Consider the following 25,639-nt stretch of genomic DNA (forward strand, 5'->3'; position numbering starts at 1 on the left):
GCGGCGCGATGCACGAATTTCCGGCCCTGCGCGGCCGCGAGGCGGCCTTCCCGGAAGCGGAGTTCGCCGCCCGGCAGGCGGCGGCCCGGGCCGCCATCGCGGCGGCCGGCCACGACGCCCTCGTGGTGACCGGCCCGGAGACGATCTACTGGCTGACCGGCCGCCAGACGGCGGGCTACTTCGCCTTCCAGGCCCTCCTCGTACCGGTGGAGGGAGACCCGGCCCTCCTGGTCCGGCAGCTCGAACTGCCGGGCGCGGCCGCCAATACCTGGCTCGACGACATCCAGGCCTACCCGGACGGCGCCGACCCGGCCGAATCGCTGGCGGCCCTCTTGCGCGGGCGCGGGCTCCCCCGGCCGGCCCTGGAACGGGACGGCTGGTTCGTCTCGCCGGCGCTCGCGGCGCGGATCGATGCCGCCCTCGGACCCGATCCGCTGCCCGACGGGTCCGGCCTCCTCGCCCCCCTGCGGGTGGTGAAGTCGGCGGCCGAGCTGGCGGCGGTCCGCGCCGCGGCCCGCTACGCGCAGGCCGGGATCGCCGCCGGACTCGACGCCTGCGCGGCCGGCACCGACGAGAACGCCGTCGCGGCCGCCATGCTCGCCGCCGCGACGGCCGCCGGCTCCGAGGCCATGGCGATGGAGCCCCTGGTCGCGTCGGGGCCGCGCAGCGGGCTGCCGCACATGACGTGGCGGCGGCGGCGGCTGGAGCCGGGCGACGCGGTCTTCCTCGAACTCGCCGGCAGCCATGCCCGCTACCACGCGGCGCTGATGCGCAGCGTCTGGATCGGCCCGCCGCCGGCCGAGGCGCAGCGGATGATGGATTGCGCCCTGCGCGCCCTCGACGCGGCGCTCGCCGCGATCCGGCCCGGCCATCCCTGCGCGGCCCCACACGCGGCCGCGCAGGCCGTGATCGACGCGGCGGGCTACGGCCCGGCCTTCCGCAAGCGCATCGGCTACGCGATGGGCGTCGCCTTCGCGCCGGACTGGGGGGAAGGCGCCCTGCTCTCGCTCTTCACCGGCCAGGAGCGGCCGATCGAGCCCGGCATGGTCTTCCACCTGCCGGCGACCCTGCGCTGCTACGGCACCTGGACGGTCGGCGCCTCCGAGACCGTCATCGTCACCGCCAGCGGGGCCGAGCCCCTGTCCGACCTCCCGCGCACTCTGTCGCTGCGGTGAGGCTCTCGACATCATCGCTATCTGGATAGGCAACATGGCGGCCGGACTGTGGGGGCGAACGCGACGGAAGTGCTCGCGTGCCAGCGTCCATTTCGTCTTCGCTGCTGCTTTCAAGCGGACCGGCGGCTTTCGGCCAAGTTACGGCACGCTGGCAAGCCCTGACACGCAATATCAGACCTTCGGCTTGGCGCCCTGGCCGCGCCGTACAGCCGAACTCGGCAGAATCTCGGGGACCGACCTTGCGGCCCCCGCCTGGCAATTTCTTCTGAGATACCTCGCTTTGTCAGCGAATACCGCCATCGCTCAGGCGGCACCAAGCGATGATCGCAGAACCGTACAGGCGGTGTAGCGCGTGAAAAGGCCTGCACGATCAGGACCGCGCCGGGGAACGTCCCGGCCTTGGCCATGAGCGAGACCACCTCGATCCGCCAGCCGAGGCGGCGGAAGGCGGGCAATCCGGGGGGCCAAGGTCATTTGCCCGTCAGCGTCAGCGAAGAAGGTTCGGGGGCACCGGCGGGCTCGCATTGAGCAGCGTGACCGTCACCCGCCGGTTCGGCGCGATGTAGGGATTGTCGGGAAAAACCGGCTCGGTGTCGGCGCGTCCCACCACAGAGGTGAAGTGGTCGTTGGGAACCCCGGCGCCTGCCAGGATCTCGCGCACGGCGAGCGCACGCCCGGCGGTGAGGGTCCAGGGTTCGGCGGCCCCCGCCGAGCCCGGGCGCGCGGTGGACGTGTGGCCGGTGATCGTCAGGCTGTTGGGCAGCCGGCGCAGGGTGGGCGCGAGCGCCTCCAGCACGCGACGGGTGCGCTCATAGGGCTCGACAGACCCGTCGCGGAACATGGAGCGGCCGTCCTGGTCCACGAGCGAAACGTCCACGCCCTCCTTGGTCGGCTCGATCACGATGTTCTTCGACAGCTCGGCGATGTCGGGCAGCGTCTGGAGCGCCTGCCGGAGGCTGGCTATGGCGCTGTAATTGGCCTGCACGCTGGCGGCCGGGCGGCTGACATCGAGATCGCTGGCGCGGCCCGGACTGGTCGGGCGCGCCTTGTCCTCCTGCTCGGCAGAGCCCCTCTCCGCGTCGCGCGGGGTGGACGGCTTGTTGCCGGACGTGTCCAGGGCCCTGCCGTACAGGATTCCGCCGGCGCCGCTGGTGGCCGGGCTCAAGGCCGCCGGCGAGAAGTATTCCGCCAAGCCGATCTTCTGCTCCTGCGTCGTCATGCTGATCAGCCACATCAGCAGGAAGAACGCCATCATGGCGGTCACGAAGTCCGCATAGGCGATCTTCCAGGCCCCGCCGTGGTGGGCATGCCCCCCCTTCTTGACCTTCTTGATGATGATCGTGGTCATCGAATCCCTGCCGGATCGCGTGTCAGTTCAGGGCGGGCAGCGCGGCGGTTGCCGCTTCCACCTCGTTGAAGCTCGGGCGGACGTCGCTCATCAGAGACTTGCGGGCGAACTCGACCGCCATCACCGGCGGCTGGCCGGCGATGTGGGCGAGAAGGCCCGCCTTGAGCGAGAGGTAGTATTTGGATTCCGCCTCGAAGAGGCTCTTGAGCGACTGCGCCATGGGTCCGAAGAAGCCATAGGCGATGAAGACGCCGAAGAAGGTGCCGACGAGCGCGCCGCCGATCAGATGCCCCAGCACCTCCGGCGGCTCCTTGATCGCCCCCATCGTCTTGATCACGCCGAGCACGGCCGCGACGATGCCGAGCGCCGGTGTTCCGTCGGCGAGCGACTGCATGGCCGAGACGACACGCTCCTGCTCCTGATGGTGCGTCTCCAGTTCCTCATCCATCAGCGCGTCGATCTCGTGGACGTTGTTGGCGCCCAGCGTCACCATCCGCATGTAGTCGCAGACGAACTCGACCGCGTGATGGTTCGCCGCAAAGGTCGGGAAGGCGTTGAACAGCGTCGACTCGCCCGGATCCTCGATGTGCGGCTCGAGCGCCATCGCGCCCTTCGACTTCGCCAGTTTGAACAGCGAATACTGCATTCCCAGCAGCTCGACATAAGATTGCTGGTTGTATTTGGGGCCCTTCACGAGCGTACCCAGCATGGCGGGCACGGCCTTGAGCACCGGCCCGATATTGCCGATGACGAAGGCACCGATCGCCGCACCGAGGATGATGACGAACTCGAAGGGCTGCCAGAGGACCAACAGGTGGCCCCCCATCGCCGCGTAGCTGCCGAAGACGCAGGCGAAGACGATCAATGTGCCGACGATCAGCCGCATGATGTGCCATCCTTGCGCGGCGGCAGGTACAGCCCGCGCGAAGTTACCAATCATCCGGCAAATCACTGATCTTGGTTAACGGCGGGTTTAGAGCCCGGCCGGCGCACGGCAGCGATCCCGCCGCGATGCCCTGCCGCTCGGAAGCGGAGGGGCGGAAAGCCAAGGCTTGCGGAGGTGCCGCCGACGGCGGACGAGCGCGCGAGGCCTCCGGCTCGGCGCGCGCGCCATCGATCTGCCGTCGCTCCTGGCGCTCTTCGCCGTGTCCGAACCCAGCCCGACGTGGCGGGCCATGGAGAACGGCCCCCAAATTGCCTCACCGCCCCGCCGGCGCCACTATGCGGCGCGGTACGAGGCGAAGGGCGTGCGACTTCCGATGGTGACAAGCCCGATCGAGCGTCCATGAGGCGCCGCGACGTCCTCGGGGGCCTGGCCGCCGCGTCCCTGACCTCCGCTTCCTTGGCCCGGCCCGCTTCGGCGCAGCCCGCCAAGGTCCTGCGCTTCATCCCGGAGAGCGACGTCGCGGTGATCGATCCGGTCTGGACGACTGCGACCGTGACGCGCAACCACGGCTACCTCGTCTTCGACACCCTCTACGGCCAGACCGCGCGCTACGATTTCGAGCCGCAGATGGTGGCGGGGCACGCGGTCGAGGCGGATGGCCGCCTCTGGCGGCTCACCCTGCGCGAGGGCCTGCGCTTCCACGACGGCGAGCCGGTTCTGGCACGGGACGCGGTGGCGAGCATCCGCCGGTTCGCCGCCCGCGATGCCTTCGCCCGGGCGCTGATGGAGGCCACCGACGAACTCACCGCCGCCTCCGACCGCGACGTGGTGTTCCGCCTGAAGCGGTCCTTCCCGCTGCTGCCCGCGGCGCTCGGCAAGACCGGTACCGCGATGCCCTGCATCATGCCGGAGCGTCTGGCGAAGACCGATCCGAACATTCAGGTCACCGAGATGGTCGGCTCCGGCCCGTTCCGCTTCAAGGCGGACGAGCGGGTTCCGGGGGCGCTGACCGTCTACGAGCGCTTCGACGGCTACGTGCCCCGCCCGGACGGTACGGCGAGCTTCACCGCCGGGCCGAAGCGCGCGCATGTCGAGCGCGTCGAGTGGCGGATCGTGCCCGACGCCTCCACGGCGGCGAGCGCGCTGGCGGCCGGCGAGGTCGATTGGTGGCAGAACCCGACGCCGGACCTGCAGGGACTGCTCCGGGCCAAGCCGGAAATCCGGCTGGAGGTACTCGATGTGGCCGGCGGCATCGGCTGCCTGCGCTTCAACCACCTGCACCCGCCCTTCGACAATCCCGCGATCCGCCGGGCGCTCCTCGGCGCTATCGATCAGACCGAGTTCATGAGCGCGGTGGCGGGCGACGAGCGCGCCCTCTGGAAGGATCATGTCGGCGTCTTCAGCCCCGGCGCGCCGATGGCGACGCGGGAGGGCACCGACGTTCTGGTGGGCCCCCGCGACTTCGGCGCCGTGAAGCGCGCCCTCACCGAGGCGGGCTACCGGGGCGAGCGCGTGGTCATGCTCGATCCGAGCGACTATCCCGCCACGCATCCGCTGGCGCTGGTGGCCGCCGAGGCGTTCCAGAAGTGCGGGCTGAACGTCGACGTCGTTGCGATGGACTGGGGCACCCTGGTGCAGCGCCGGGCGAGCCGCCAGCCCCCGGACAAGGGCGGCTGGAGCACCTTCGTCACCTACCTGAACGGCACCAACAACTTCGATCCCGCCGGCCAGCTCGGCATCCGCGGCAACGGCGATCAGGCGTGGTTCGGCTGGCCCCGGGCCCCGCGGCTGGAGGAACTGCGCGCGCAGTGGTTCGCCGCGCCCGACGCCGCGGTCCAGAAGGCGATCTGCGCCGAGATCCAGCGGCAGTTCTTCATCGACGTGCCGTACCTGCCGCTCGGCGCCTATTACGAGGCCACGGCCTATCGCGGGCTGACGGGCCTGCGCACCGGCTTCCCGCAATTCTACGACGTCCGGCCGACCTGACGGCCTTTCACGACTCGCTCCCTCCCTGAGCCGGCCACCGCGCCGGCAACAAGCACCCCGAGGAGACCGCAGCCGATGCGCATCGCCGTGCTCCAGTTCACCCACGAGACCGTGACGTTCCTGCCGAACGACACGACCCGCGACGACTTCATCTATCCGGGCTCCCCGGCGGGCGGCGCGGCGCTGCTCGCCACCGATCCCAAGGGCTACATGGGCGGCTTCGTCCAGGTCGCCCGGGAATACGAGGGCGTCGACCTCGTCGGCCTCACCTCGCCGCTCTGGCCGCGCACCGGCATCGGTTCGGGCTGGGTGACGCAGGACGCGTTCGAGCACTTCCTCCGCGTGATGCTGGCGGAGCTGGAGGCGGGAGCGCCGTTCGACGGGGTCTATCTCGCGTTGCACGGGGCGATGGCGGTGCGCGGGGTGCCGCGCCCCGAGGCCGAGATCGCGCGGCGGGTGCGGGCCATCGTGGGGGCGGGCGTACCCATCGCGGCGACCTTCGACCCGCACGGCAACGAGGATGCGGAGTTCCTGCGCCACGCCGACATGGCGTTCGCGGTGAAGTATTTTCCGCATTACGACATGCATCTCCAGGGGCAGCGCGCGGCGCGGATGCTGGTGCGGACGATCCGCGGCGACTTCCGGCCGGCGCACCGCACGATCCCCATCCCGATCCTGGCCCCGACCGTGGTGATGTGGACCGGCGCCGCGCCCTGGTCGGACCTCGTGCAGCGCGCCCTGGTCTGGGAGGCGCGGGAGCCCGACGTCTTCGTCAACGTGTATTTCGGCTTCCCCTGGTCGGACGTGCCGGATGCCGGCATGGCGGTCCAGGTGCTGACGAACGGCGATCCCGATCGCGCCGACCGGATCGCCCGCGACATGGCGGCCTGGACGTGGCGGCACCGCGCGGCCCTTGTGTCGAGCGTCGCGATCCACCCAATGCGGGACGGGGTCGCGAAGGCCTCCGAGGCCGCGCGCGGGGGCGCGGCGCCGGTCGTGCTCGCCGATTACAGCGACCGCTCGGGCCGGGCGACGTGGCTCCTCGCCGAGGTGCTGGCCCAGGGGCTGGCGCGCACGCTGATCGCCACGGTCGCTTCGCCGGCCGTGCTGGACCGGCTGCTGGCCGGGGGCGTGAAGGCCGGCGATCCGTTCGACGCGGAGGTCGGCGGCGCCGTGGGTAGCGAGGCGGAGCCCTCGGCGGGCGCGCCGGTCCGCGTCACCGGGACGGTGCAGGCCATCGTCGCGGGCACGACCGGCCGGGGCGCCGGCACGTGGCTCTGCGTCGCCTTCGGCCGGGGCAACGTGCTGGTCCTCAGCCCTTACCTCGTCCAGATCATGGAGCCGTCGGAACTCTGGGACCTCGGCCTGAAGCCGGAGGATTTCGACGTGGTGGCGATCAAGTCCCGGGTCCATTTCCGCCGGGGTTTCGACGACGGCGGCTATGCGAAAACGATCCTGCTGGTCGAGCCGCCCGAGCCGTTCGTCGGGACGGTACACCTCGATGCCCTCCCCTACCGGCACCTGAAGCCCGGCGACTTCTATCCCTACGGCGAGCCCGAATTCGACGTGGGTTAGCCCGATCCGCCCATGACCGATCACGCCCCAGCCCGCAGAGGTTGCAACCACGGCGTGGCGCTCGCTGTCTGGTCCGGCGGTTGCTACGCTCGCGCCTCTCGGGACCAGGAGCACGGATGAAGCGCCGCACATTCCTCGCCGCGGGGGCCGCGACCCTGGCGGCCCCCAGGATCGGACGGGCCCAGGGCAACCGGGTCCTGCGCATGGTGCCCCAGGCGAACGTGACGTCGATCGACCCGATCTGGACGACGGCGATCGTGACGCGCAACCACGCCTACATCATCTACGACACGCTGTTCGGCCTCGATGCCGGCCTCCAGCCCCGGCCCCAGATGGCCGCCGGCCACTCTGTCGAGGAGGACGGGCGCCGGGTCACCATCACGCTGCGCGAGGGCCTGCGCTTCCACGACGGCACGCCGGTCCTGGCGCGGGACTGCGTCGCCAGCATCCGGCGCTGGGCGGCGCGGAACGGCTTCGGCCAAGTGCTGATGGCGGCGACCGACGAACTGAGCGCCGACGGCGATTCCACGATCGTGTTCCGGCTCAAGCAACCGTTCCCGCTGCTGCCGAACGCGCTGGCGAGCGTCAGCCAGCCTCCCTTCATCATGCCCGAGCGGATCGCCCGCACCGATCCGTTCAAGCAGATCACCGACGCCACCGGCTCCGGCCCGTTCCGCTGGAAGGCCGACGAATTCAACTCCGGCAGCCTGATGGTCTACGAGCGGCACCCGGGCTACGTGCCGGGTCCCGGTGCGCCGAGCCTGACGGCCGGCGGCAAGGTCGCGCATTTCGACCGGATCGAGTGGCAGATCATCGCCGACGGCGCCACCGCGGCCGCGGCCCTGCAGAACGGCGAGATCGACTGGTACGAGCAGCCCCCGCCGGAGCTGCAGCAGCTGCTGTCCCGCAACCGCGACATCGTGGTGGAGGGGCTCGACCGGCTGACCAACCCGGCCATCCTGCGGATGAACCACCTGCATCCGCCCTTCGACGACGTCGCGGTGCGCCGGGCGGTGCTGCCGGCCATCCTCCAGAGCGACTTCATGGCGGCGGTGGCGGGCGATGACCCGGCCAACTACAACGACCGCTGCGGGATCTTCACGCCCGGCACGCCGATGGCCACCGAGGCGGGGCTCGACGTGCTCACGGGCCCGCGCAGCCTGGACAAGGCGAAGTCCCTCCTGAAGGCGGCGGGCTATGACGGCGCGAAGGTCCGGCTGATCGGTCCGACCGACATCCTGGCGCCCTCGGCGATCACCCAGGTGGCGGCCGATCTCCTGCCGCGGATCGGCTTCAACGTGGAGACGGCGCTCAGCGACTGGGGCACGGTGATCCAGCGCCGGGTCTCGCGGGAGCCCGTCGACAAGGGCGGCTGGTCGGTGCTGCTGACCACGTTCTCGTCCTTCGACAACGCCGACCCGGCCGCGCTGCAGCCGCTCCGGGCCAACGGCGCCAATGCGTGGTTCGGCTGGCCGACGATCCCGAGGCTGGAAGCGTTGCGCACCGCGTGGTTCGCCGCCCCCGACGAGGCGGCCCGCAAGGCGATCTGCGCCGACATGCAGCGGGTCGCGCTGGAGGAGGTGGTCTATGTGCCGGTCGGCTCCTACCGGTCGATGACCTCCTACCGGCGCAACCTCACCGGCCGGGTCGTCGGGTTCCCGATCCTCTGGAACATCCGGAAGGCGTGAGGGGGATCAGGGTGCACGACAGGATCCCGCCGCAGCCCTTTCGAGGTGTCGCGCTGAGATCCGACGGCATCGCATTGGACCGGTTGTGCACCGACGCTTTCCCGGGCGCATGCAGCGATAGCGGAATGCGACCCGGGATCCAGCGCAAGACGTCGCGAAGCGTCCATCTGAAGCAAACGGTGCCGCTGCGCGGCACTTTGTGCGCTGGATCCCGGATCACCTTCCACTTGCGTTCCAGGCGTCCGGGAAAGGGCGCGCCATATCAAGCCGGATCACCGCTACCGCGAACGCGCACGGCCTCACGCAGCCGCCGCAGCCGCGTCCCGCTGCGGCATGGCGAGACCCAGGTGTTTGTAGGCATGACGGGTGAGCACGCGCCCGCGGGGGGTACGCTGCACGAAGCCGCGCTGGATCAGGTAGGGCTCGATGATGTCCTCGATCGCGTCGCGCGGCTCCGACAGGGCCGCCCCGATCGTCTCGATCCCGACAGGACCACCCCCGAACGCGCGCGCGATCAGGCTCAGGTACTTGCGGTCCATCACGTCGAGACCCGCCTCGTCGACATCCAGCAGCTTCAGCGCCCGGTCGGCGATCGCCCGCGTCACCGTCTCGGCCTCCGCCACCACCGCAAAATCGCGCACCCGCCGCAGCAGACGCCCCGCGATCCGCGGCGTGCCGCGCGCCCGCCTTGCGATCTCGTTGGCGCCCTCGGCCGACATGCCGAGACCCAGCACCCGCGCGCCGCGGGCCACGATCTGCTCCAGCTCGTCGATGGCGTAGAATTCCAGCCGGATCGGAATGCCGAACCGGTCGCGCAGGGGCGTCGTCAGCAGCCCCGCGCGGGTGGTGGCGCCGACCAGCGTGAACTTGGGCAGGTCGATCTTGACCGAGCGCGCCGCCGGCCCCTCGCCGATGATCAGGTCGAGCTGGTAATCCTCCATGGCCGGGTAGAGGATCTCCTCCACCGCCGGGTTGAGCCGGTGGATCTCGTCGATGAACAGGACATCGCGTTCGTCGAGATTGGTGAGCTGGGCGGCGAGATCGCCGGCCTTGGCGATGACCGGGCCGGACGTGGAGCGGAAGTTCACGCCGAGCTCGCGGGCGACGATCTGGGCGAGCGTCGTCTTGCCGAGCCCGGGCGGGCCGACGAACAGCACGTGGTCGAGGGCCTGGCCCGTCTTGCGGGCCGCCTCGATGAAGATCTGCATGTTGGCCCGCGCCGCCCGCTGGCCGATGAACTCGGACAGGCTCAGCGGACGGATCGTCTGATCCATCTCGCCCGGACTCGCGCCCGCCTGCAGCAGGCCCGGGCGCTGTGACGTCGGGGCCGTCGCCATCCGCGCGACCATTTTAGGCCGCCGCCTTCACCCGGTCGCGCACGGCCTCGAAGGGCTGCACGAGCACGCGCCGCCCGGTCAGGTCGTGGACGCTGACCCGCCATTCCGACCAGTCGGTCCGGTTCGCCAGCGTGCGCCGCACGTCGGCCGCGACCCGCGCGGCCCGGGCGCTCAAACGCCCGGCCGCGCGGACCTCGGCGCCGCGGGCGTCGAACACGCATTCGAGGCCGTTGGTGCAGTGGAAACGGTAGCGTGCCATCCCGCGCTCCTCCCGGCCGCCCCGCGCGGCCCTCACTGTGTGTTCACTATATGTTCCTATCGGCGCGAGATCCAGCCCTGGCGAAGCGTCGCAGCCGTCCCGATTTACGCCGCGATCCGCGCCCGCCCGCGACCGGCCGCGGAACATGGCCCCTCCTTCGGGCTTTCCGGCGGACATTGTTCGCCGAAGCGATCCGGGACGCCGCATGACACGCTCCGCACGACTCGCCCTCCTGCTCGTGGCCGCCCTGGGCACCACCGCCGGCGCCGCGGAGGCCCCGGCCGGATCCGATGCCCTGACGCCGATGATCCAGTCGGACAGCCTCGTGTTCAACGGCGTCACCCGCTCGCAGGACGGCCGGGTGTTCTCGCCGTTCCAGCGCCAGTCCAAGGACAAGGGAATCGAACTCGGCGAGTGGAAGGACGGCAAGGCCGTGGCTTTTCCGGACGCGGGCTGGAACGCCTGGAAGAGCGGCGACGACCCGGCCAAGGCCTTCGTGGCGGTCAACGCCATCCGGATCGGGCCGGACGGCGACCTCTGGGTCGTCGACAAGGGCGCCCCCGGCATGGGCGAGGCGCCGCTGCCGGGCGGCCCGAAGCTCGTGCAGATCGACCTCGCCACCAACGCCGTGCGCAAGGTCTATCCGCTCCAGGCGGCCACCACCGACAAGAGCTTCATCGACGATTTCCGCTTCAATGGCCGCCACGTCTACCTGACCGATGCCGGCCAACCCGGGCTGATCGTCCTCGACCGCGATACCGGCGGCCTGCGGCGCGTCCTCGACGGGCACTGGTCGACGATCGCGCAGCGTCCGCTCACCGGCCAGGGCCGGGTGCTGCGGGACGACAAGGGCACGCTGCTCTTCATCCATGCCGACCAGCTGGAGGTCTCGCCGGACGGCAAGACCTTCTATTACCAGGCCTGCACCGGCCCGCTCTACAGCATCGAGACCCGCTACCTCGACGACGCCGCCGTCAGCGACGACGAGCGGGCCAGGCACGTGACGCTCCACGCCGCCACGGTCGCGACGGGCGGCACTGCGATCGACGCGGCCGGCACCATCTACGCGAGCGACACCGACGGCCTGCGCATCCTGAAGATCGCGCCGGACGGGACCATGAGCACGCTCGTGCAGGATCCGCGGCTGGTCTGGGTCGACGCGATGTGGATCGACGAGCAGGGCGGCCTCTGGATCCCGGCGGCGCAGATGAACCGCACGCCCGCGATGAACGGCGGCGAGGCCTCGGCGGTGAAGTTCCCGACCACCATCTACCGGATGCAGATCGACGCCAAGCCGCTGCGCAACTGAGCGAGGGATCGAACGATCATGGCGGGACCGCGTTTCATAGGGCTCACACGTATCCTAACGTCTATCCTCATGGCGGGCGGCGTGCTCGCCGGGGCGGTCGCACCGGTGCGGGCCGCAGGCGCCCTGGCGATTCAGGACACCCACCTCCACACGCCGCCGGACTCGCATGAGCCGCAGCGGGCGCAGATCGCGCTGCGCAATGCCGGGGCCGATCCGGTGACGCAGGTGACGATCCTCTGCACCTTCACGGGTGCCGGCGGGGCGGTCCTCGACACGCAGACGGTGTCGGTGCCGGACATTGCCGGCGGCGCCGCCGTGCAGGCCGAGGCGATCTACTACGGCTATCCCCGGGCGAGCGGCGCCGCCTGCCGGATCACCGGGCCGGATTAGAGCCTGCCCGGCCTGCGCCGCGGATGAGGGCGGGAGGACCGCCGGCCCAGAGGTGGCGCCCCGGGCCGGTTTCCGGCAGAAGGCGCCCACGCAACGCCCGCGCCGCCGCAGACTGATTCCCCCGTGCCCGCCACTCCCGCCCCCATCGAGACCGGCCGCGCCCCTTGCGCACGGGCGGACTCGCGCGCCGCGGCGCGGTGCGGCGCCTGACCATGGACGCGGCCGGGGCCGACGATCTCCTGCGGCGCGCCCAGGCCTTGGAGGAAGAGGCCGCCGCGCTCCGCGCCCGGGCGGCCGGATCCGCCGCGGCGGACCTGCAAAGCCACCTCGCGATCCTCGACGGCGCCACCGAGGTCGCCCTCATCGCCACCGATCCGGCGGGGCACATCACCCGCTGGAACATTGGCGCCGCGCACCTCCTCGGCTGGACCGGGGACGCGATGCGCGGGCGGCCGATCGCGGAACTGTTCACCCCCGAGGACCGGGCTGCGGGCCGCCCGGAGCAGGCGATGCGCGCCGCCCTGGACCAGGGCCGGGCCGAGGCGGCGGGCTGGCGCCTGCGGGCCGACGGGGAGCGCCGCTGGGTGTCGGGCGAGACGATGCCCCTGCGCGGCGCGGATGGCGCCCCTGCGGGCTTCGTCACGCTCCTGCACGACCGCACGGCCCTGCACGCGGCCGAGCAGGCCCTGCGCGCCAGCGAGGAGCGCTACCGGACCCTGTTCGAGGCCATCGACGACGGCTTCTGCGTCATCACCTTCCTCGACGGCCCGCACGGCCCGCTGAGCGACTACATCCATGTCGAGGCCAATCCGGGCTACGAGCGGCATACCGGGATCGCCGGCATCGTCGGCCGGACCTTGCGCGGCCTCGTCCCGCCCGACGACGCGGAGGCGTGGCTCGAACTCTACGGCGGCGTGCTGCGCACCGGCACGCCGATCCGCTTCGAGCGCTACTTCGCGCTCGTGGACCGCACCATCGAGGTCTCGGCGGTGCGCATCGAACCGCCGAGCCGGCGTCAGGTCTCGGTGCTGTTCCGGGACATCACGGCGCGCCGGAAGGCGGAGGATGCGCTCCGCACCAGCGAGGCGGTGGCCCGGACCAACATCGAGCGCGTGCAGCTCGCCCTCGCCGCCGGCGCGATCATCGGCACGTGGCACTGGGACCTGCCGACCGACCGGTTCACGGTCGATGAGGGCTTCGCCCGCAGCTTCGGGCTCGACCCGGCCCTCGGCCGCGAGGGCATCCCGCTCGCCCAGATCGTCGCCACCGTCCATCCGGATGACCGGGCCGGGCTCGCCGCCGCCATCGACGAGGTCATCGCCCGGGGCGGAGCCTACGCGCACCAGTACCGGGTCCGCCGCGCCGACGGGCGCTACTACTGGCTGGAGGCGAACGGCCGCGTCGATCACGGGCCCGACGGGACGCCGCTGCGTTTCCCCGGCGTCCTCCTCGACGTCGACGAGCGCCGGTCCGTCGAGGCGGAGCGCGACCGGGCCGCCGCGGCCCTGCGCAGCCTCAACGAGACCCTGGAACAGCGCGTCGCCGAGCGGACCGCCGAGCTGATGCGGGCCGAGGAGGCCCTGCGGCAATCGCAGAAGATGGAGGCGGTCGGGCAGCTGACCGGCGGCCTCGCCCACGACTTCAACAACATGCTGGCCGGGGTCGTCGGCTCCCTGGAGCTGATGCAGACCCGGATGCTTCAGGGCCGGGTCGGCGACCTCGACCGCTATATCGGCGCGGCCCAGGGGGCGGCCCGGCGCGCCGCGGCCCTGACCCACCGCCTGCTCGCCTTCTCGCGCCGCCAGACCCTCGACCCGAAGCCGACCGACGTGAACCGCCTCGTCGAGGGCATGATGGAACTCGTGCGCCGCACGGTCGGCCCGGCGATCGAGATCGAATCGGTCGGAGCCGGCGGCCTGTGGCCGACGCTGGTCGATCCGAGCCAGCTCGAGAACGCGCTCCTCAACCTCTGCCTCAACGCCCGGGACGCGTTGCCGGACGGCGGCCGCATCGTCATCGAGACCGCCAACCGCTGGCTCGACCACCGGTCCGCGCAGGAGCGCGACCTGGAGCCGGGGCAGTACGTGACGCTCTGCGTCTCCGACAACGGCACCGGCATGACCCCGGACGTCGCCGCCAAGGCCTTCGACCCGTTCTTCACCACCAAGCCGATCGGCGAAGGCACCGGCCTCGGCCTGTCGATGATCTACGGCTTCGCCAAGCAATCCGGCGGGCACGTCCGGATCTACTCGGAGTTCGGCCAGGGCACGATGGTGTGCCTGTACCTGCCCCGCCATCTCGGCGAGGCGGAGGGGGACACGATCCTGCCCGACCTCGCCCACGCGCCCCGCGCCGAGCAGGGCGAGACCGTCCTGGTGGTGGACGATGAGCCGACCGTCCGGATGCTGGTCACCGAGGTGCTGGAGGATCTCGGCTACGCGGCGATCGAGGCGGCGGACGGCGCCTCCGGGCTGAAGGTGCTCGAATCGGACGTGCGCATCGACATGCTGATCACCGATGTCGGCCTGCCCGGGGGCATGAACGGCCGCCAGATGGCCGAGGCCGGGCGCGAGCACCGCCCGGACCTCAAGGTTCTGTTCATCACGGGCTACGCCGAGAACGCCGCCCTCAACCACGGCCATCTCGGCCCCGGCATGCAGGTGATGACAAAGCCCTTCGCGCTGGAGGCGCTCGCCACCCGGATCCGGGGGATCATCGCGGGCGAGGGCTGAGGTAGGCGTCCCACGGTGGAGACGCCTTGAAACAAGTGCGCATATTGCGCACATTCGCGTATGGTCTTCGAGTGGGACGATGCGAAGGACGAGGCGACCCGCACGGAGCGCGGCTTCGGTTTTGCGGATGCTGCCGGCATTTTCCTCGGACGCTGCATTGAAAAGCAGGATACGCGCCATGATTACGGCGAGGTTCGCATAGTCGCCACGGGTGAATGGAACGGTGATTTCTACACCGTCGTCTACACGGATCGGCGGGAGGCCGCGGGTCGGACAGTCCGTCGCCTTATCTCGGCGCGGCTAGCGAACAGGAAGGAGCGCAAGGCATGGCGCGCATGACTCTGGACGAGCTTCGGACCCGCACTTCGACGGTGGACCGGGCGAAAGTGGACGCCACCACCGAGGCGGATATCGAGGCGCACCGTGCGGCTGACGGCAACGCCGATCTTGACGGGACGGTCGGCGCACGCGTGGTGGAATCCCCGCGGGCGCTGCGCGTCCGCCTCGGCATGACACAGCCCGAGATGGCTGCTGCGCTCGGAATACCGCTCGGCACATGGCGCAACTGGGAACAGGGGCGCGTGAGCCTGGAACCGGCCGCCGTCGCGCTGCTGCGCATCGTCTCGTTCAATTCGGATCTTGCTCTGACCGCGTTGGCGACACAGGCCCCCGAACCGGGGCCCTCTGGTGCGAAAGCTCCGCCCACCGACGCGGCGATAAGCGGCACGATCGGCCGTCAACCGGTCACTGTTTAGCGATTAACCCTGCGCCAGGCCCCACCCGCGTTCGGAATGCCATTCCGGCCTCCGAATCGGGAACCGGACAGCGTGGACGTCCTTATGGTGGCGGGCCGCCGCGTGGGACGGCCGGACCGGCCGTGACGTGCCGAACGGGAAGGCGACAGGGGATCTGCCGTGCAGACGCAGGACATTCCGGCCGAACTCAAGAGCTATTTCGACAGCTCGCACATCGCCTTGGCTCTGGCCGCCGTCACCGCCGACAACCCGCTGCTGCTGGTCAACGAGCGGTTTCACCAGCTGACCGGATACGATGCGGCCGATGTCGTCGGGCACAATTGCCGCCTCCTGCAGAAGGATGCGGAGAACCGGGAGGCGCGAGCCAAGATCCACGCCTTCCTGGAGGACGACCGGATCGGCTCGGTGCGCACGACGATCCTCAATTTCCGCAAGGACGGGCGTCCGTTCGTCAATCTATTGTACATGTCGAAGTTGAGAGCCCTCTCGGGCGAGGTGCGCTTTCTTTTCGCATCCCAATTCGATGTCAGCCGCTCGCAACCGGAGCTGCTTTCTGCGTACGATACCGAACTGAGCCGAACCCTGTCCCGGCTGAGTCCGACGCTCGCGGAAAGCGGCATCGTCATCGAAGGGTCCCTGATGACGATCGCCAACACCGTCGCCACCGTCGCGCAGGCGAAGCTCACCCTCGCGGATCTCGATGCACCAGGATTTCCTTGACGAGCCCGGGGCGGGAGCCCCGGAGGTCCTAGACGGCGCCGGGCAGGTCGTGGCCCCACCCTTCACCGGGCCGGTGGTGGGAATCGGCGCCTCGGCGGGCGGGCTCGAAGCCCTGCGCGAGATGCTGGCGCGCGCCCGGCCGCCGACCGGCATGGCCTTCGTCATCGTCCAGCACCTCGATCCCAATCACGAGAGCATGCTGGCCCAGCTCCTCGACCGGCATACCGGGCTTGAGGTGCTCCAGTGCGAAGGCGGCGAGCGGATCGCCGGGGACAAGGTCTACATCATCCCGCCGGGCCGGGGGCTCGTCATCCAGAACGGCGTCCTCGAACTCACCCACTTCATCCAGCCGCGGGGCCTCCGGCGGCCGATCGACGATTTCTTCCTCTCGCTCGCGGTCGATCAGCAGGCCAATGCCGCCTGCGTGATCCTGTCGGGCACGGGCGCGGACGGCACCACGGGCCTGCGGGCCGTGAAGGAGCATGGCGGCGTCTGCGTGGTGCAGCAGCCGGACACGGCCCGCTACGACGGCATGCCGCTCTCGGCGGTCGGCACCGGTCTCGTCGATTTCGTGCAGCCGCCCGGCGAGATCGTGGACTGCCTCGCGGCCTTCTTCCGGCGCCGCGGCACCGACCCCGGCGACGAGGCGGCGGGCCCGGTCGCCGACCATCTCGACGATCTCTGCCGGGTGCTCCGCTCGGCCGTGGGCCACGACTTTGCCGGCTACAAGCGCACGACCCTGGTACGCCGGGTCGAGCGGCGCATGCATGTGCTCGGCCTCGAATCCGGCCGGGCCTACCTCGCCCGCGTCCGCGCCGACAAGGCCGAGTGCGAGGCGCTGTTCCGCGACCTCTTGATCAACGTCACCCGCTTCTTCCGCGACGCCGAGCTGTTCGAGGTCCTGCGCGAGCGGGCGGTCGAGCCGCTGCTGCGCAACCGCGATCCGGACGAGGACATCCGGGTCTGGATCCCGGGCTGCTCCAGCGGCGAGGAGGCCTACAGCATCGCCATGCTGTTCGCCGAGACCGCCCGCAGCCTCGACCTGCCGCTGGCGGTGCAGATCTTCGCCACCGACATCGACGAGCGCATGCTCCAGATCGCCCGGGAGGCGACCTACCCGGCCGCGGCGCTCGCCGACATCCCGGCCTCCATGCGCGAGCGCTACGTCGTCCCCCATGCCGAGCGCTTCACCATCGCGGCCGAGATCCGCGACCTGATCCGCTTCTCCAGCCACAGCCTCGTGAAGGACCCGCCCTTCTCCCGGGTCGACCTGCTCTCCTGCCGCAACCTGCTGATCTATTTCGACGAGCGGCTCCAACAATCGGTCGTGCCCCTGTTCCACTACGCGGTGCGGCCGGGCGGCTACCTGTTCCTCGGCCCCTCCGAGAGCGTGAGCCGGTTCGAGCACCTGTTCCCGGCCATCGACCAGCACGCGCGCCTGTTCGAGCGGCCGCCGGGCTCGCCGCAATACCCGATCGACCTGCCCGGCAGCGCCCGGCGGGGCGAGATGCGGCGCGGCGGACGCGAGGAGCGCCGGGGCGAGCCGTCGATTTCCGATGAATCCGCGGCGGTGCGGCGCGTGATCGAGCGCTACGCCCCGCCCAGCATGGTGCTGACCGAGGATGGCGGCATCATCAGCGCCTACGGGCGCCTGAGCCGCTATTTCGACTTCCCGGTCACGCGGACCGGCGGCACCAGCGCCATCACGTTGGCGCGGCCGGGCCTGCGCGACGTGATCGGCCCCCTGCTGCGCCGGACCCGGGACGCGCGCAAGCGGGTCGTGGTCCGGAACGTGGAGATCCGCTCGGAATACGGCCTGCAACAGGTGGAACTCGTCTGCGATCCGCTGCCGGACGGCTCGATGCTGCTCGTCCTGCGCGACACCGGCGCGTTCCAGCCCTCGACCGACCTCGACCTGATCGAGCTGGATGCCGGCGGCGACCACGTCGAGGCGCTGGAAGAGGAATTGCTGCGCACGCGCTACAAGCTGCGCTCGGCCGTCGAGGAGCTGGAGACGACGAACGAGGAGCTGAAGAGCTCCAACGAAGAAATGATGTCGATGAACGAGGAGCTTCAGTCGACGAACGAGGAGCTCTCCACGGTCAACGACGAGTTGAAGACCAAGGTCGAGCAGCTCACCATCGCCAATGCCGACCTGCGCAACTTCTTCGAATCGACCGATCTCGCCGTCATCGTGCTCGACCGCGACCTGCGGGTGCGCAGCTTCACGGCGGCGGCCACCACGATCTTTCCGTTGCAGGCGGGCGACCGGGGCAGGCCGCTCGCCGACGTGTCGAGCCGGCTCGCCGGCCAGGACTACCTGCACGACGCGGAGGCGGTCTGCGCCGGCGGCTCGGCGATCCAGCGGCGCCTGACCACCCGGGACGGCGCCCGGACGCTGTCACTGCGCGTTCTGCCCTACCGCCTGCAGAACGGCAGCGTCGACGGCGCCACCCTGGTGCTGACCGACATCACCGAGGCCCTGTCGCTGGAGCGTCAGCTCGCGGCGGAGCGCGAGCGGCTGGACCTGGCCGTCAAGGCCGGCGGGATCGGGGTCTGGGAATACAGCCCCGACGCGGGCACCATCGTGGTCGACAGCACCGCCGGCACGATGTTCGGCCTCGCCCCCGACACGCCGCACCCCGTCCCCGCCCTGATCGCCAGCGTGATGCCCGAGGACCGGCTCGGCCTGGAGGCGGCGCTCGCCGAGGCCGCTCACGGGCTCGACGAGTTCGAGGCCCGCATCCGCGTCCGGGCGGCCGACCACGCGCCCCGGCACATCAGGAGCTACGGGCGCCTGACCCGGAGCGGCGACCGGAAGCGGATCGTCGGGGTCTGCATCGACGTCTCGCCCGAATACGCGCTCGCCGAGACCCGCGACCTGATGTTGCGGGAGATGAACCATCGGGTGAAGAACCTGTTCGCGATCATCGGCGGCATGATCTCGGCGGGCTCGCGCACGCACCGCGACATCGGCATCTTCGCCTCCGACATGCGCGACCGGATCTCGGCCCTGGGCCGCGCCCACTCGCTCGCCGACCCGACCGACGGCCAGGGCATGAGCGACCTCGCCGGTCTGATCGGCGCGACCCTGCGCCCCTATCGCGACCATGTCCCGACGGTGATCGAGGGTCCCCTCGTGGCGATCAACTGGCGGCACGTCTCGTCGCTGGCGATGATCCTGCACGAATGGGCGACGAATTCGGTGAAGTACGGCGCGCTCGGGGCCGAGGATGGGTCGCTGTCGGTGACCTGGGAGCGGGCGCCGGACGGGCTGGTCCTGGACTGGCGCGAGCGCATGAGCCGGGTGGCCGAGCCGCGGCCGGGCCGGGGATTCGGCTCGCTGCTGGTCGAGATGTCCCTGCGCCAGTTGGAGGCGACCGTGGAGCGCAGCCACGACGCGACCGCGTACCGAATCGTGCTGCGCCTGCCGGATTCCGCGCTGATGCGGGGGTGAGCGGCCCCCGCCTCGGCCGGTTTCCGGCCGCGCGCCGCCCCGCACGCAAAACGGCCCGCCGCGGCGATGCCGGGCGGGCCGTCCTGCCTGGCGGAGCGCCGGGAGGATCCGGCGCCCGCGCGCTCAGTCGATGACCTCGACGATGCGGTGGCCGCGATCGACCAGCACCGGCTGGTCGTTCACGATCGTGTAGCGGTAGCCCGGACGCACCCGGTACTCGGTGGGCACGTCGTAGTAGGTCACGCTGTCTTCCGGCAGGACAGTCCCGACCTGGACGGGTCCGCCCCAGCTGTAGGAGCGCACGCCGCGCTCGCGGACATAGCTGCGGAAGCGGGGACGCTCGTCGACGCCCAGGATGCCGCCGACCGTGCCGGTGGCCGCACCGACCGCGCCGCCCACGATGCCGCCGACCGGACCCGCCGCGGCCGAGCCGGCCTCGGCGCCCTCGGCGGCCCCGCGCAGGGTGCCCTGCGCCTGGGCGGTCATCGGGAGGGCCAGGAGGCCGGCCGTGGCCAGCGCGAGGAGAAGCTTGTTCGTCATGATGGCGCCTCCGGGTGGGTCAGTCGCGAGCCGCGGGATCTCAGTTGCAGCCTTCCTTGTGGACGGTCTTCGAGTTGCCCATGCCGTCCTCCTTGTGGACGGTCTTCGAGCCGCAATCGACGCTGCCGGTGGTGACCTCGCGCCGCTCGACGACGCCCTCGCGATGATCGACCGCCACGCCCGGGCCGCCGTCGCGATGGATCACCGTGGTGTCCTCGGCGCTCGCCGGCAGGGCAGCACCGCACAGGGCCGCGAACAGGGCACCGGAGAGAATGACGTTGCGCATGGATAGCCTCCTGACATCAATCGAAGCAGCAACGGCAAGCTCAATAAAATGGTTCCCTACGGAAATTTGCGTATGAAAACATACGGTGAAAGCTTTTTACCCTTATCAATTGCGAACAATTGATCAACTCTGTTCCGACCGGTCGCGCACCGATTGCGGAAGACGCCCGATCCGGATCGGCGGATCGGATGGTTACACGGCGCAGCGAACGCGCTTCTCCCGAACAGCGGGTTGCGGCCCGGAAGGCGGCACAGCGCGCATCGGCGACCGGCCCGAATCGCGTGACGACGGGTCGCGCCGCCCTCCCCGTCCGATCCGCCGACGCACCGTTGCCCCGCGTCCCACATGCCCCGATCTTCAACCCTTGGATGCGTCTTCCGGGCGCAGCCGGTCCGGGCATGAACCAGCGAACGACACCACCCTCCTTTGCGCATGGCCAGCCCGTCGAGGCGCTGGCCGGAACGATCGAGCGCGTCACCTTTCACAGCCCGGAGACCGGCTTCTGCGTGCTCAAGGTCCAGGCGCGGGGCAAGCGCGACCTCGTGCCGGTGATCGGCCACGCGCCGGCCATCGGGGCGGGCGAGTGGATCACCGCCACCGGCATCTGGCACACGGACCGCCAGCACGGCCTGCAGTTCAAGGCCGACACCCTGAAGGTCACGCCGCCCACGGGCATCGCCGGCATCGAGAAGTACCTCGCCTCCGGGCACATGCGCGGCATCGGCCCCGCCATGGCCAAGCGCCTCGTGGCGGCGTTCGGGGAAGACACGTTCGCGATCATCGAGGCCGAGCCCGGCCGCCTCACCGAGGTGGAGGGGATCGGGCCGAAGCGCGCCGCCCGGATCGTTGCCGGCTGGGCCGAGCAGAAGGCCGTGCGCGAGATCATGCTGTTCCTGCACGCCCACGGCGTCGGGACGGCCCGGGCGGTGCGGATCTTCAAGACCTACGGCCACGCGGCCATCGCGGTCATGACCGAGGATCCCTACCGGCTGGCGAAGGACATCCGGGGCATCGGCTTCAAGACCGCCGACGCCATCGCGATGAAGCTCGGGCTGACCCCGGAGGCGCCGCAGCGCCTGCGGGCCGGCATCTCCTTCGCGCTGCAGACCGCCACCGATGCCGGCCATTGCGCCCTGCCGGTGGCGGATCTCGTGACGCTTGCGGAGGATCTCCTCGGCGTGGCGGCCCCGCTGATCCGCACGGCCCTCCTCGACGTGCTGGAGGCCGGCGAGGTCGTGCAGGACATCATCGGCGACAAGGCCTGCATCTTCCTCGCCGGCCTGCACGCCGCCGAGCGCGCCATCGCCGAGCGGCTGCTGCAGCGGGCGACCGGCACGCCGCCCTGGCCGGCGATCGACCTCGCCCGGGCGCTGCCCTGGGTAGCGGAGAAGACCGGCAAGACGCTCTCGCCCTCGCAAGAGGAGGCCGTGCGCCGCGTGCTCGGCGCCAAGCTCGCGGTGATGACCGGCGGCCCGGGCGTGGGCAAGACCTCGACGCTGGACACGATCCTGCGGATCCTCCGGGCCAAGGGCGTCCGGGTGCTGCTCGCCGCCCCCACCGGCCGGGCCGCCAAGCGGATGAGCGAGCAGACCGGGCTCGAAGCCAAGACCCTCCACCGCCTGCTGGAGATCGACCCCAGGCACGGCGGCTTCTCGCGGAATGCGGAAAACCCCCTCCCCTGCGATCTCCTCGTCATCGACGAGACCTCGATGGTCGACGTGCCGCTGATGAACGCGCTGACCAAGGCGGTGCCCGAACACGCCGCGCTCCTCCTCGTGGGCGATGTCGATCAGCTGCCCTCGGTCGGGCCGGGGCAGGTGCTGGCCGACGTGATCGCCTCCGGCGCGGTCCCGGTGGCGCGGCTGACGGAAGTCTTCCGGCAGGCGGCCGAGAGCCGGATCGTCGTCAACGCCCACCGGATCAACGCCGGGAAAATGCCGGAGCCCGCCCCGCGCGGCGCCGGGAGCGACTTCCACATCATCGCGATCGACGAGCTGGAGCCCGCCGTCGCGACGCTGATCGAGGTGGTGACAAGGCGCATCCCGGCCCGGTTCGGCCTCGATCCGGTGCGCGACGTGCAGGTGCTCACCCCGATGCAGCGCGGGCTGCTCGGCGCGCGCAACCTCAACCACGAACTCCAGGCGGTGCTGAACCCGAACCCGGCGGTCTCGGTGGAACGGTTCGGCTGGCGCTTCTCCCCCGGCGACCGGGTGATGGAGAGCCAGAACGACTACGACCGGGAGGTGTTCAACGGCGATCTCGGCACCGTGGCGCGGATCGACCCGGACGAGGGCGCGGTGATCGTCGATTTCGAGGGCCGGGAGGTGGTCTATCCCTACGGCGAGCTCGACACGCTGGTGCCGGCCTACGCCACCACCATCCACAAGTCGCAGGGCTCGGAATATCCGGCGGTGGTGATCCCGCTGGCGATGCAGCACTGGACGATGCTGGCGCGCAACCTCCTCTACACGGGGGTGACCCGCGGCAAGCGCCTCGTGGTGCTGCTCGGGCAGCGCAAGGCCGTGGCGGTCGCGGTCCGCGGCGGCACGATGAAGCCCCGCTGGACCAAGCTGCGGGAATGGCTGGGCCGGACGCCGTAAGTCGATCCCCGCGCGCCTAGGGCCTGGGCTTGATCGGTTTGGTCATGGTGATGTCCGTGATGGGAGGAAAGCTGCCCGTCCGCTGCCGGGCGGTGATGCATGGAAGCGAACGTCGCTGCTGCGCACGCCCACGACCTGAGGCTGCAGTACGGACAACCACAGCTACGCCCCTGAAGCCAACAGCGAGCCAGCTCAGACCTGAAGTTCCTTACTGGGTCTGCCTGTTGCGAGAAGACGCTGAACGGTCAGCACATTCATAACGAGCCCTACGTATTGAGCAAATCAACGAATCCTTTCTCAGGCACCGCTCACGCGGAGGCAGCAAAGCCCAATCGGTAATTTCATTGCTGTTTGTACATCCGGAATCTCAATTTTGGTGCAAAACCGTACATTTCGCAGTCTTAAAGGATTCGTCAAACGACATTTCGGAGCAATTCGCTCTTAATATATTCGCGTTAAGGTTGCGGCCACGGTTCGGATCCATACCAGATGAAGCCCACGGAACGCCTTCGCTCGCCGCTGACTACGATGTTGTCCAGATCCGCAGATAATCTGCTTCCCACTCGCCAACTGGTGGAACTTCGTAAGCAGATCCCAACGCTCTACAGCCTGATGTCTGCGAACGCTTGCGCGCTAGCCGCAACGCACTATCCGTTCGCCCCTCTCGTTCTGACGCTCGGACTACCCGGCGTTCTGATCGCCTTCTGCTTGGTACGGGCAGTACGGTGGTGGCGGATGCGACCCGAGACGATCAGCGAGGCACAAGCTGCCCGTCAGCTTCAGCGCACCACGGTCTTAACAGCCATCTTCTCCGTCGCCTTCGTGAGTTGGGCGATGGCCCTGAACGGGTATGGCGGACCTTACGAACAGGGTCATGTTGCGATCTTTGTTGCCATCACTGTCATAGCTTGCATTTTCTGTCTGACACATCTGCCGGCCGCGGCCTTCCTCGTAATGGGCATCGTTATGAGCGTGTTCCTGTTTTGCTGTGTCGCGAGCGGGAACCCGGTTTTTCTGGCAATCGCCGTTAATACCACATTCGTGACGGCGGTGATGGTGCGGGTCCTCAGCAATAACTATCGCGCCTTTGTCCAACTTGTTGCATCCCAAGCTGAGGCAAGCCGGCTTTCGGACGAGAACGCACGCCTCGCTCATACAGATGGCCTGACGGGCCTTCCCAATCGACGCTACTTCTTCCAGCGCCTTGACGAACTCATCCAAGACTCGACTGCAAATAACACGCGCTTCGCACTAGCAATCTTCGACCTCGACCGTTTCAAGCCAATCAACGATACCTATGGCCATAACGTAGGGGATCGCGTCTTGGCGGAAACCGGCCGTCGCTTAGCCGCATTTGCAAGCGCCGACGTAAGTGTCACGCGCCTTGGCGGCGACGAGTTCGGCGTTCTTGTCCGGTCGCCGGGCCCGCCTGACGAGATCGTCGCCTTCTGCGATGGCATCTGCTCGGCGCTTCAGAAGCCAGTCCTTATTGGGGATATTCGGGTCGTCACCGGATGTTCAGGCGGCTTGGCAAAATTTCCCAGAGCTGGACGCGAGGCGAACGAGCTATTCGATCGCGCTGACTACGCATTATACCACTCGAAAGAGCATCGGCGCGGTGTGAGCACCTTGTTTTCCCAAGAGCATGAGGACGCCATCAGGGCCGAGCGAGCCGTCGAGGCCGCCCTGAGTACAGCCGATCTTGTTGCCGAGATGGAAATGCACTACCAGCCGATCCTTGATACGGCGACGGGCGAGATCGCCCTCGTCGAAGGCTTGGCGCGCTGGACCAGCCCGACACTGGGACGTGTCCCACCGAATCGGTTCATCGCCGCAGCAGAGCGCTGCGGCATGATCCACACCATGACCCTGCTGCTTCTGCGCAAGGCGCCGGCTGATTGCGCACGGCTGCCCCCTGCAATGGGCCTGTCCTTCAACCTGTCCGCCCACGATCTGGCCTCACCTGAGACCATGGTCGCGATCCTCGCCGCTGTGAGAACGTGCGGCTTGAACCCTCGTCGTCTAACCATGGAACTCACCGAGACCGCTCTGATGCGCGACTTCGATCAGGCGAAGGCGTCCATCAATGCGCTGCACGCCCTCGGCGTCAAAATCGCACTGGACGATTTCGGCACCGGTTATTCCAGCCTCGGCTATGTTCATCGCCTGCCGCTCGACAAGATCAAGATCGACCGCAGCTTCATGACTGACATTGATACAGACCGGGGCTGCAGTCTCGTCTCCACGATCCTAGATCTCTGTCAAAACCTTGGGCTCGACGGCATCGCGGAGGGGGTTGAAACCGTTGACCAGTTCGAGGCAGCCCACCGGCATGGCTGCCGCTACATACAAGGCTACATCGTCGGCAAACCGATGCCGATCGCAGACCTTCTTCAAACCTATTGTTCGGCAAGCCCCACAAAACAATGGCCCCTCATGCTTGCCATGGCCGGGTAGTAATCAGTCTGCTTTTCTCCGAGACGAACAGGCTGGTTCCGGCCATGTGCGGTCGGCCGTCTTGCACGCTGAGCCCGAGTTGTGGGACGGTCGCCGGATGGCCGCTTTCCGGAAGCCCTGACGGCCGTTCCCATGTCCG

General features: G+C 69.5%; 19 protein-coding genes. 13 read left to right on the forward strand and 6 right to left on the reverse strand.

The window, feature by feature from the left end:
* Positions 1 to 8 precede the first annotated feature (8 nt).
* Positions 9 to 1,175 (forward strand): Xaa-Pro peptidase family protein, encoded by a 1,167-nt coding sequence (locus FVE89_RS10745; protein ID WP_160534025.1) that lies wholly within the window; start codon positions 9 to 11, stop codon positions 1,173 to 1,175.
* Between the two features lie 487 nt (positions 1,176 to 1,662).
* Here FVE89_RS10745 and FVE89_RS10750 read toward each other — a convergent pair whose 3' ends face one another.
* Together FVE89_RS10750 and motA are read right to left on the reverse strand one after the other, a co-directional pair.
* Positions 1,663 to 2,523: a flagellar motor protein MotB gene (locus FVE89_RS10750; protein WP_160534026.1), complete on the reverse strand. Its 861-nt coding sequence runs from the start codon at positions 2,521 to 2,523 to the stop codon at positions 1,663 to 1,665.
* A 22-nt stretch (positions 2,524 to 2,545) separates the two neighbouring features.
* On the reverse strand, positions 2,546 to 3,409 hold the full coding sequence (motA, locus tag FVE89_RS10755; protein WP_160534027.1) for a flagellar motor stator protein MotA: 864 nt from the start codon (positions 3,407 to 3,409) through the stop codon (positions 2,546 to 2,548).
* Between the two features lie 399 nt (positions 3,410 to 3,808).
* On the opposite strand from motA, the gene FVE89_RS10760 reads away from it, so the two are divergent.
* The 3 genes from FVE89_RS10760 (at position 3,809) to FVE89_RS10770 (ending at position 8,658) form a co-directional block, all read left to right on the forward strand.
* Complete coding sequence (locus FVE89_RS10760) at positions 3,809 to 5,395, forward strand: ABC transporter substrate-binding protein (RefSeq protein WP_160534028.1); 1,587 nt, start codon at positions 3,809 to 3,811, stop codon at positions 5,393 to 5,395.
* A gap of 75 nt (positions 5,396 to 5,470) precedes the next feature.
* Complete coding sequence (locus FVE89_RS10765; protein WP_160534029.1) at positions 5,471 to 6,970, forward strand: M81 family metallopeptidase; 1,500 nt, start codon at positions 5,471 to 5,473, stop codon at positions 6,968 to 6,970.
* A 116-nt stretch (positions 6,971 to 7,086) separates the two neighbouring features.
* The gene (locus tag FVE89_RS10770; RefSeq protein WP_160534030.1) at positions 7,087 to 8,658 is read left to right on the forward strand and encodes an ABC transporter substrate-binding protein; all 1,572 of its coding nucleotides are present in this window, start codon (positions 7,087 to 7,089) and stop codon (positions 8,656 to 8,658) included.
* A 299-nt stretch (positions 8,659 to 8,957) separates the two neighbouring features.
* Here FVE89_RS10770 and ruvB read toward each other — a convergent pair whose 3' ends face one another.
* Both ruvB and FVE89_RS10780 read right to left on the reverse strand, forming a co-directional pair.
* The gene (gene ruvB / locus FVE89_RS10775; protein WP_246730616.1) at positions 8,958 to 9,932 is read right to left on the reverse strand and encodes a Holliday junction branch migration DNA helicase RuvB; all 975 of its coding nucleotides are present in this window, start codon (positions 9,930 to 9,932) and stop codon (positions 8,958 to 8,960) included.
* Positions 9,933 to 10,008: 76 nt separating this feature from the next.
* Complete coding sequence (locus FVE89_RS10780) at positions 10,009 to 10,254, reverse strand: hypothetical protein (RefSeq protein WP_160534032.1); 246 nt, start codon at positions 10,252 to 10,254, stop codon at positions 10,009 to 10,011.
* Between the two features lie 205 nt (positions 10,255 to 10,459).
* Between FVE89_RS10780 and FVE89_RS10785 the strand changes: the two genes are divergently transcribed.
* The 7 genes from FVE89_RS10785 to FVE89_RS10815 all read left to right on the forward strand — a co-directional run bounded on the left by FVE89_RS10785 (position 10,460) and on the right by FVE89_RS10815 (position 19,617).
* Positions 10,460 to 11,563 carry an L-dopachrome tautomerase-related protein gene (locus FVE89_RS10785; protein WP_160534033.1) on the forward strand — a complete coding sequence of 368 codons (1,104 nt, stop codon included), beginning with the start codon at positions 10,460 to 10,462 and terminating at the stop codon, positions 11,561 to 11,563.
* A 69-nt stretch (positions 11,564 to 11,632) separates the two neighbouring features.
* On the forward strand, positions 11,633 to 11,953 hold the full coding sequence (locus FVE89_RS10790; RefSeq protein WP_160534034.1) for a hypothetical protein: 321 nt from the start codon (positions 11,633 to 11,635) through the stop codon (positions 11,951 to 11,953).
* A gap of 212 nt (positions 11,954 to 12,165) precedes the next feature.
* Positions 12,166 to 14,685, forward strand: a complete 2,520-nt coding sequence (locus FVE89_RS10795; protein ID WP_160534057.1) for a PAS domain S-box protein — start codon at positions 12,166 to 12,168, stop codon at positions 14,683 to 14,685.
* Between the two features lie 60 nt (positions 14,686 to 14,745).
* A complete protein-coding gene (locus tag FVE89_RS10800) occupies positions 14,746 to 15,024 on the forward strand; it encodes a BrnT family toxin (RefSeq protein ID WP_160534035.1) in 279 nt (92 codons plus the stop codon).
* The gene (locus tag FVE89_RS10805) at positions 15,012 to 15,440 is read left to right on the forward strand and encodes a helix-turn-helix domain-containing protein (protein ID WP_160534036.1); all 429 of its coding nucleotides are present in this window, start codon (positions 15,012 to 15,014) and stop codon (positions 15,438 to 15,440) included. Before FVE89_RS10800 ends, FVE89_RS10805 begins: the two co-directional genes overlap by 13 nt.
* Before the next feature lie 159 nt (positions 15,441 to 15,599).
* A complete protein-coding gene (locus tag FVE89_RS10810) occupies positions 15,600 to 16,160 on the forward strand; it encodes a PAS domain-containing protein (protein ID WP_160534037.1) in 561 nt (186 codons plus the stop codon).
* The gene (locus tag FVE89_RS10815; RefSeq protein WP_160534038.1) at positions 16,141 to 19,617 is read left to right on the forward strand and encodes a CheR family methyltransferase; all 3,477 of its coding nucleotides are present in this window, start codon (positions 16,141 to 16,143) and stop codon (positions 19,615 to 19,617) included. Before FVE89_RS10810 ends, FVE89_RS10815 begins: the two co-directional genes overlap by 20 nt.
* Before the next feature lie 123 nt (positions 19,618 to 19,740).
* On the opposite strand, the gene FVE89_RS10820 is transcribed toward FVE89_RS10815, so the two are convergent.
* Positions 19,741 to 20,157, reverse strand: coding sequence for a DUF1236 domain-containing protein (locus FVE89_RS10820; protein WP_160534039.1), 417 nt, complete (start codon positions 20,155 to 20,157; stop codon positions 19,741 to 19,743).
* A gap of 40 nt (positions 20,158 to 20,197) precedes the next feature.
* The gene (locus FVE89_RS10825) at positions 20,198 to 20,443 is read right to left on the reverse strand and encodes a hypothetical protein (RefSeq protein WP_160534040.1); all 246 of its coding nucleotides are present in this window, start codon (positions 20,441 to 20,443) and stop codon (positions 20,198 to 20,200) included.
* A 398-nt stretch (positions 20,444 to 20,841) separates the two neighbouring features.
* Between FVE89_RS10825 and FVE89_RS10830 the strand changes: the two genes are divergently transcribed.
* Positions 20,842 to 23,043: an ATP-dependent RecD-like DNA helicase gene (locus FVE89_RS10830; RefSeq protein WP_160534041.1), complete on the forward strand. Its 2,202-nt coding sequence runs from the start codon at positions 20,842 to 20,844 to the stop codon at positions 23,041 to 23,043.
* A 528-nt stretch (positions 23,044 to 23,571) separates the two neighbouring features.
* Positions 23,572 to 25,500: an EAL domain-containing protein gene (locus FVE89_RS10835; RefSeq protein ID WP_246730622.1), complete on the forward strand. Its 1,929-nt coding sequence runs from the start codon at positions 23,572 to 23,574 to the stop codon at positions 25,498 to 25,500.
* Positions 25,501 to 25,639 lie beyond the last annotated feature (139 nt).

The organism is Methylobacterium sp. 2A (genome assembly GCF_009806555.1).
Taxonomy (GTDB): Bacteria; Pseudomonadota; Alphaproteobacteria; order Rhizobiales; family Beijerinckiaceae; genus Methylobacterium.

Bases quoted from the DNA above. Each gene is read 5' to 3' on its own strand.
- motA (WP_160534027.1), bottom strand. From the start codon at position 3,409: ATGCGGCTGATCGTCGGCACATTGATCGTCTTCGCCTGCGTCTTCGGC.
- FVE89_RS10805 (WP_160534036.1), top strand. From the start codon at position 15,012: ATGGCGCGCATGACTCTGGACGAGCTTCGGACCCGCACTTCGACGGTG.
- FVE89_RS10835 (WP_246730622.1), top strand. From the start codon at position 23,572: ATGTTGTCCAGATCCGCAGATAATCTGCTTCCCACTCGCCAACTGGTG.
- FVE89_RS10800 (WP_160534035.1), top strand. From the start codon at position 14,746: ATGGTCTTCGAGTGGGACGATGCGAAGGACGAGGCGACCCGCACGGAG.
- FVE89_RS10830 (WP_160534041.1), top strand. From the start codon at position 20,842: ATGAACCAGCGAACGACACCACCCTCCTTTGCGCATGGCCAGCCCGTC.
- FVE89_RS10825 (WP_160534040.1), bottom strand. From the start codon at position 20,443: ATGCGCAACGTCATTCTCTCCGGTGCCCTGTTCGCGGCCCTGTGCGGT.
- FVE89_RS10770 (WP_160534030.1), top strand. From the start codon at position 7,087: ATGAAGCGCCGCACATTCCTCGCCGCGGGGGCCGCGACCCTGGCGGCC.
- FVE89_RS10760 (WP_160534028.1), top strand. From the start codon at position 3,809: ATGAGGCGCCGCGACGTCCTCGGGGGCCTGGCCGCCGCGTCCCTGACC.
- FVE89_RS10790 (WP_160534034.1), top strand. From the start codon at position 11,633: ATGGCGGGCGGCGTGCTCGCCGGGGCGGTCGCACCGGTGCGGGCCGCA.
- FVE89_RS10815 (WP_160534038.1), top strand. From the start codon at position 16,141: ATGCACCAGGATTTCCTTGACGAGCCCGGGGCGGGAGCCCCGGAGGTC.
- FVE89_RS10750 (WP_160534026.1), bottom strand. From the start codon at position 2,523: ATGACCACGATCATCATCAAGAAGGTCAAGAAGGGGGGGCATGCCCAC.
- ruvB (WP_246730616.1), bottom strand. From the start codon at position 9,932: ATGGATCAGACGATCCGTCCGCTGAGCCTGTCCGAGTTCATCGGCCAG.
- FVE89_RS10785 (WP_160534033.1), top strand. From the start codon at position 10,460: ATGACACGCTCCGCACGACTCGCCCTCCTGCTCGTGGCCGCCCTGGGC.
- FVE89_RS10780 (WP_160534032.1), bottom strand. From the start codon at position 10,254: ATGGCACGCTACCGTTTCCACTGCACCAACGGCCTCGAATGCGTGTTC.
- FVE89_RS10765 (WP_160534029.1), top strand. From the start codon at position 5,471: ATGCGCATCGCCGTGCTCCAGTTCACCCACGAGACCGTGACGTTCCTG.
- FVE89_RS10795 (WP_160534057.1), top strand. From the start codon at position 12,166: ATGGACGCGGCCGGGGCCGACGATCTCCTGCGGCGCGCCCAGGCCTTG.
- FVE89_RS10820 (WP_160534039.1), bottom strand. From the start codon at position 20,157: ATGACGAACAAGCTTCTCCTCGCGCTGGCCACGGCCGGCCTCCTGGCC.
- FVE89_RS10745 (WP_160534025.1), top strand. From the start codon at position 9: ATGCACGAATTTCCGGCCCTGCGCGGCCGCGAGGCGGCCTTCCCGGAA.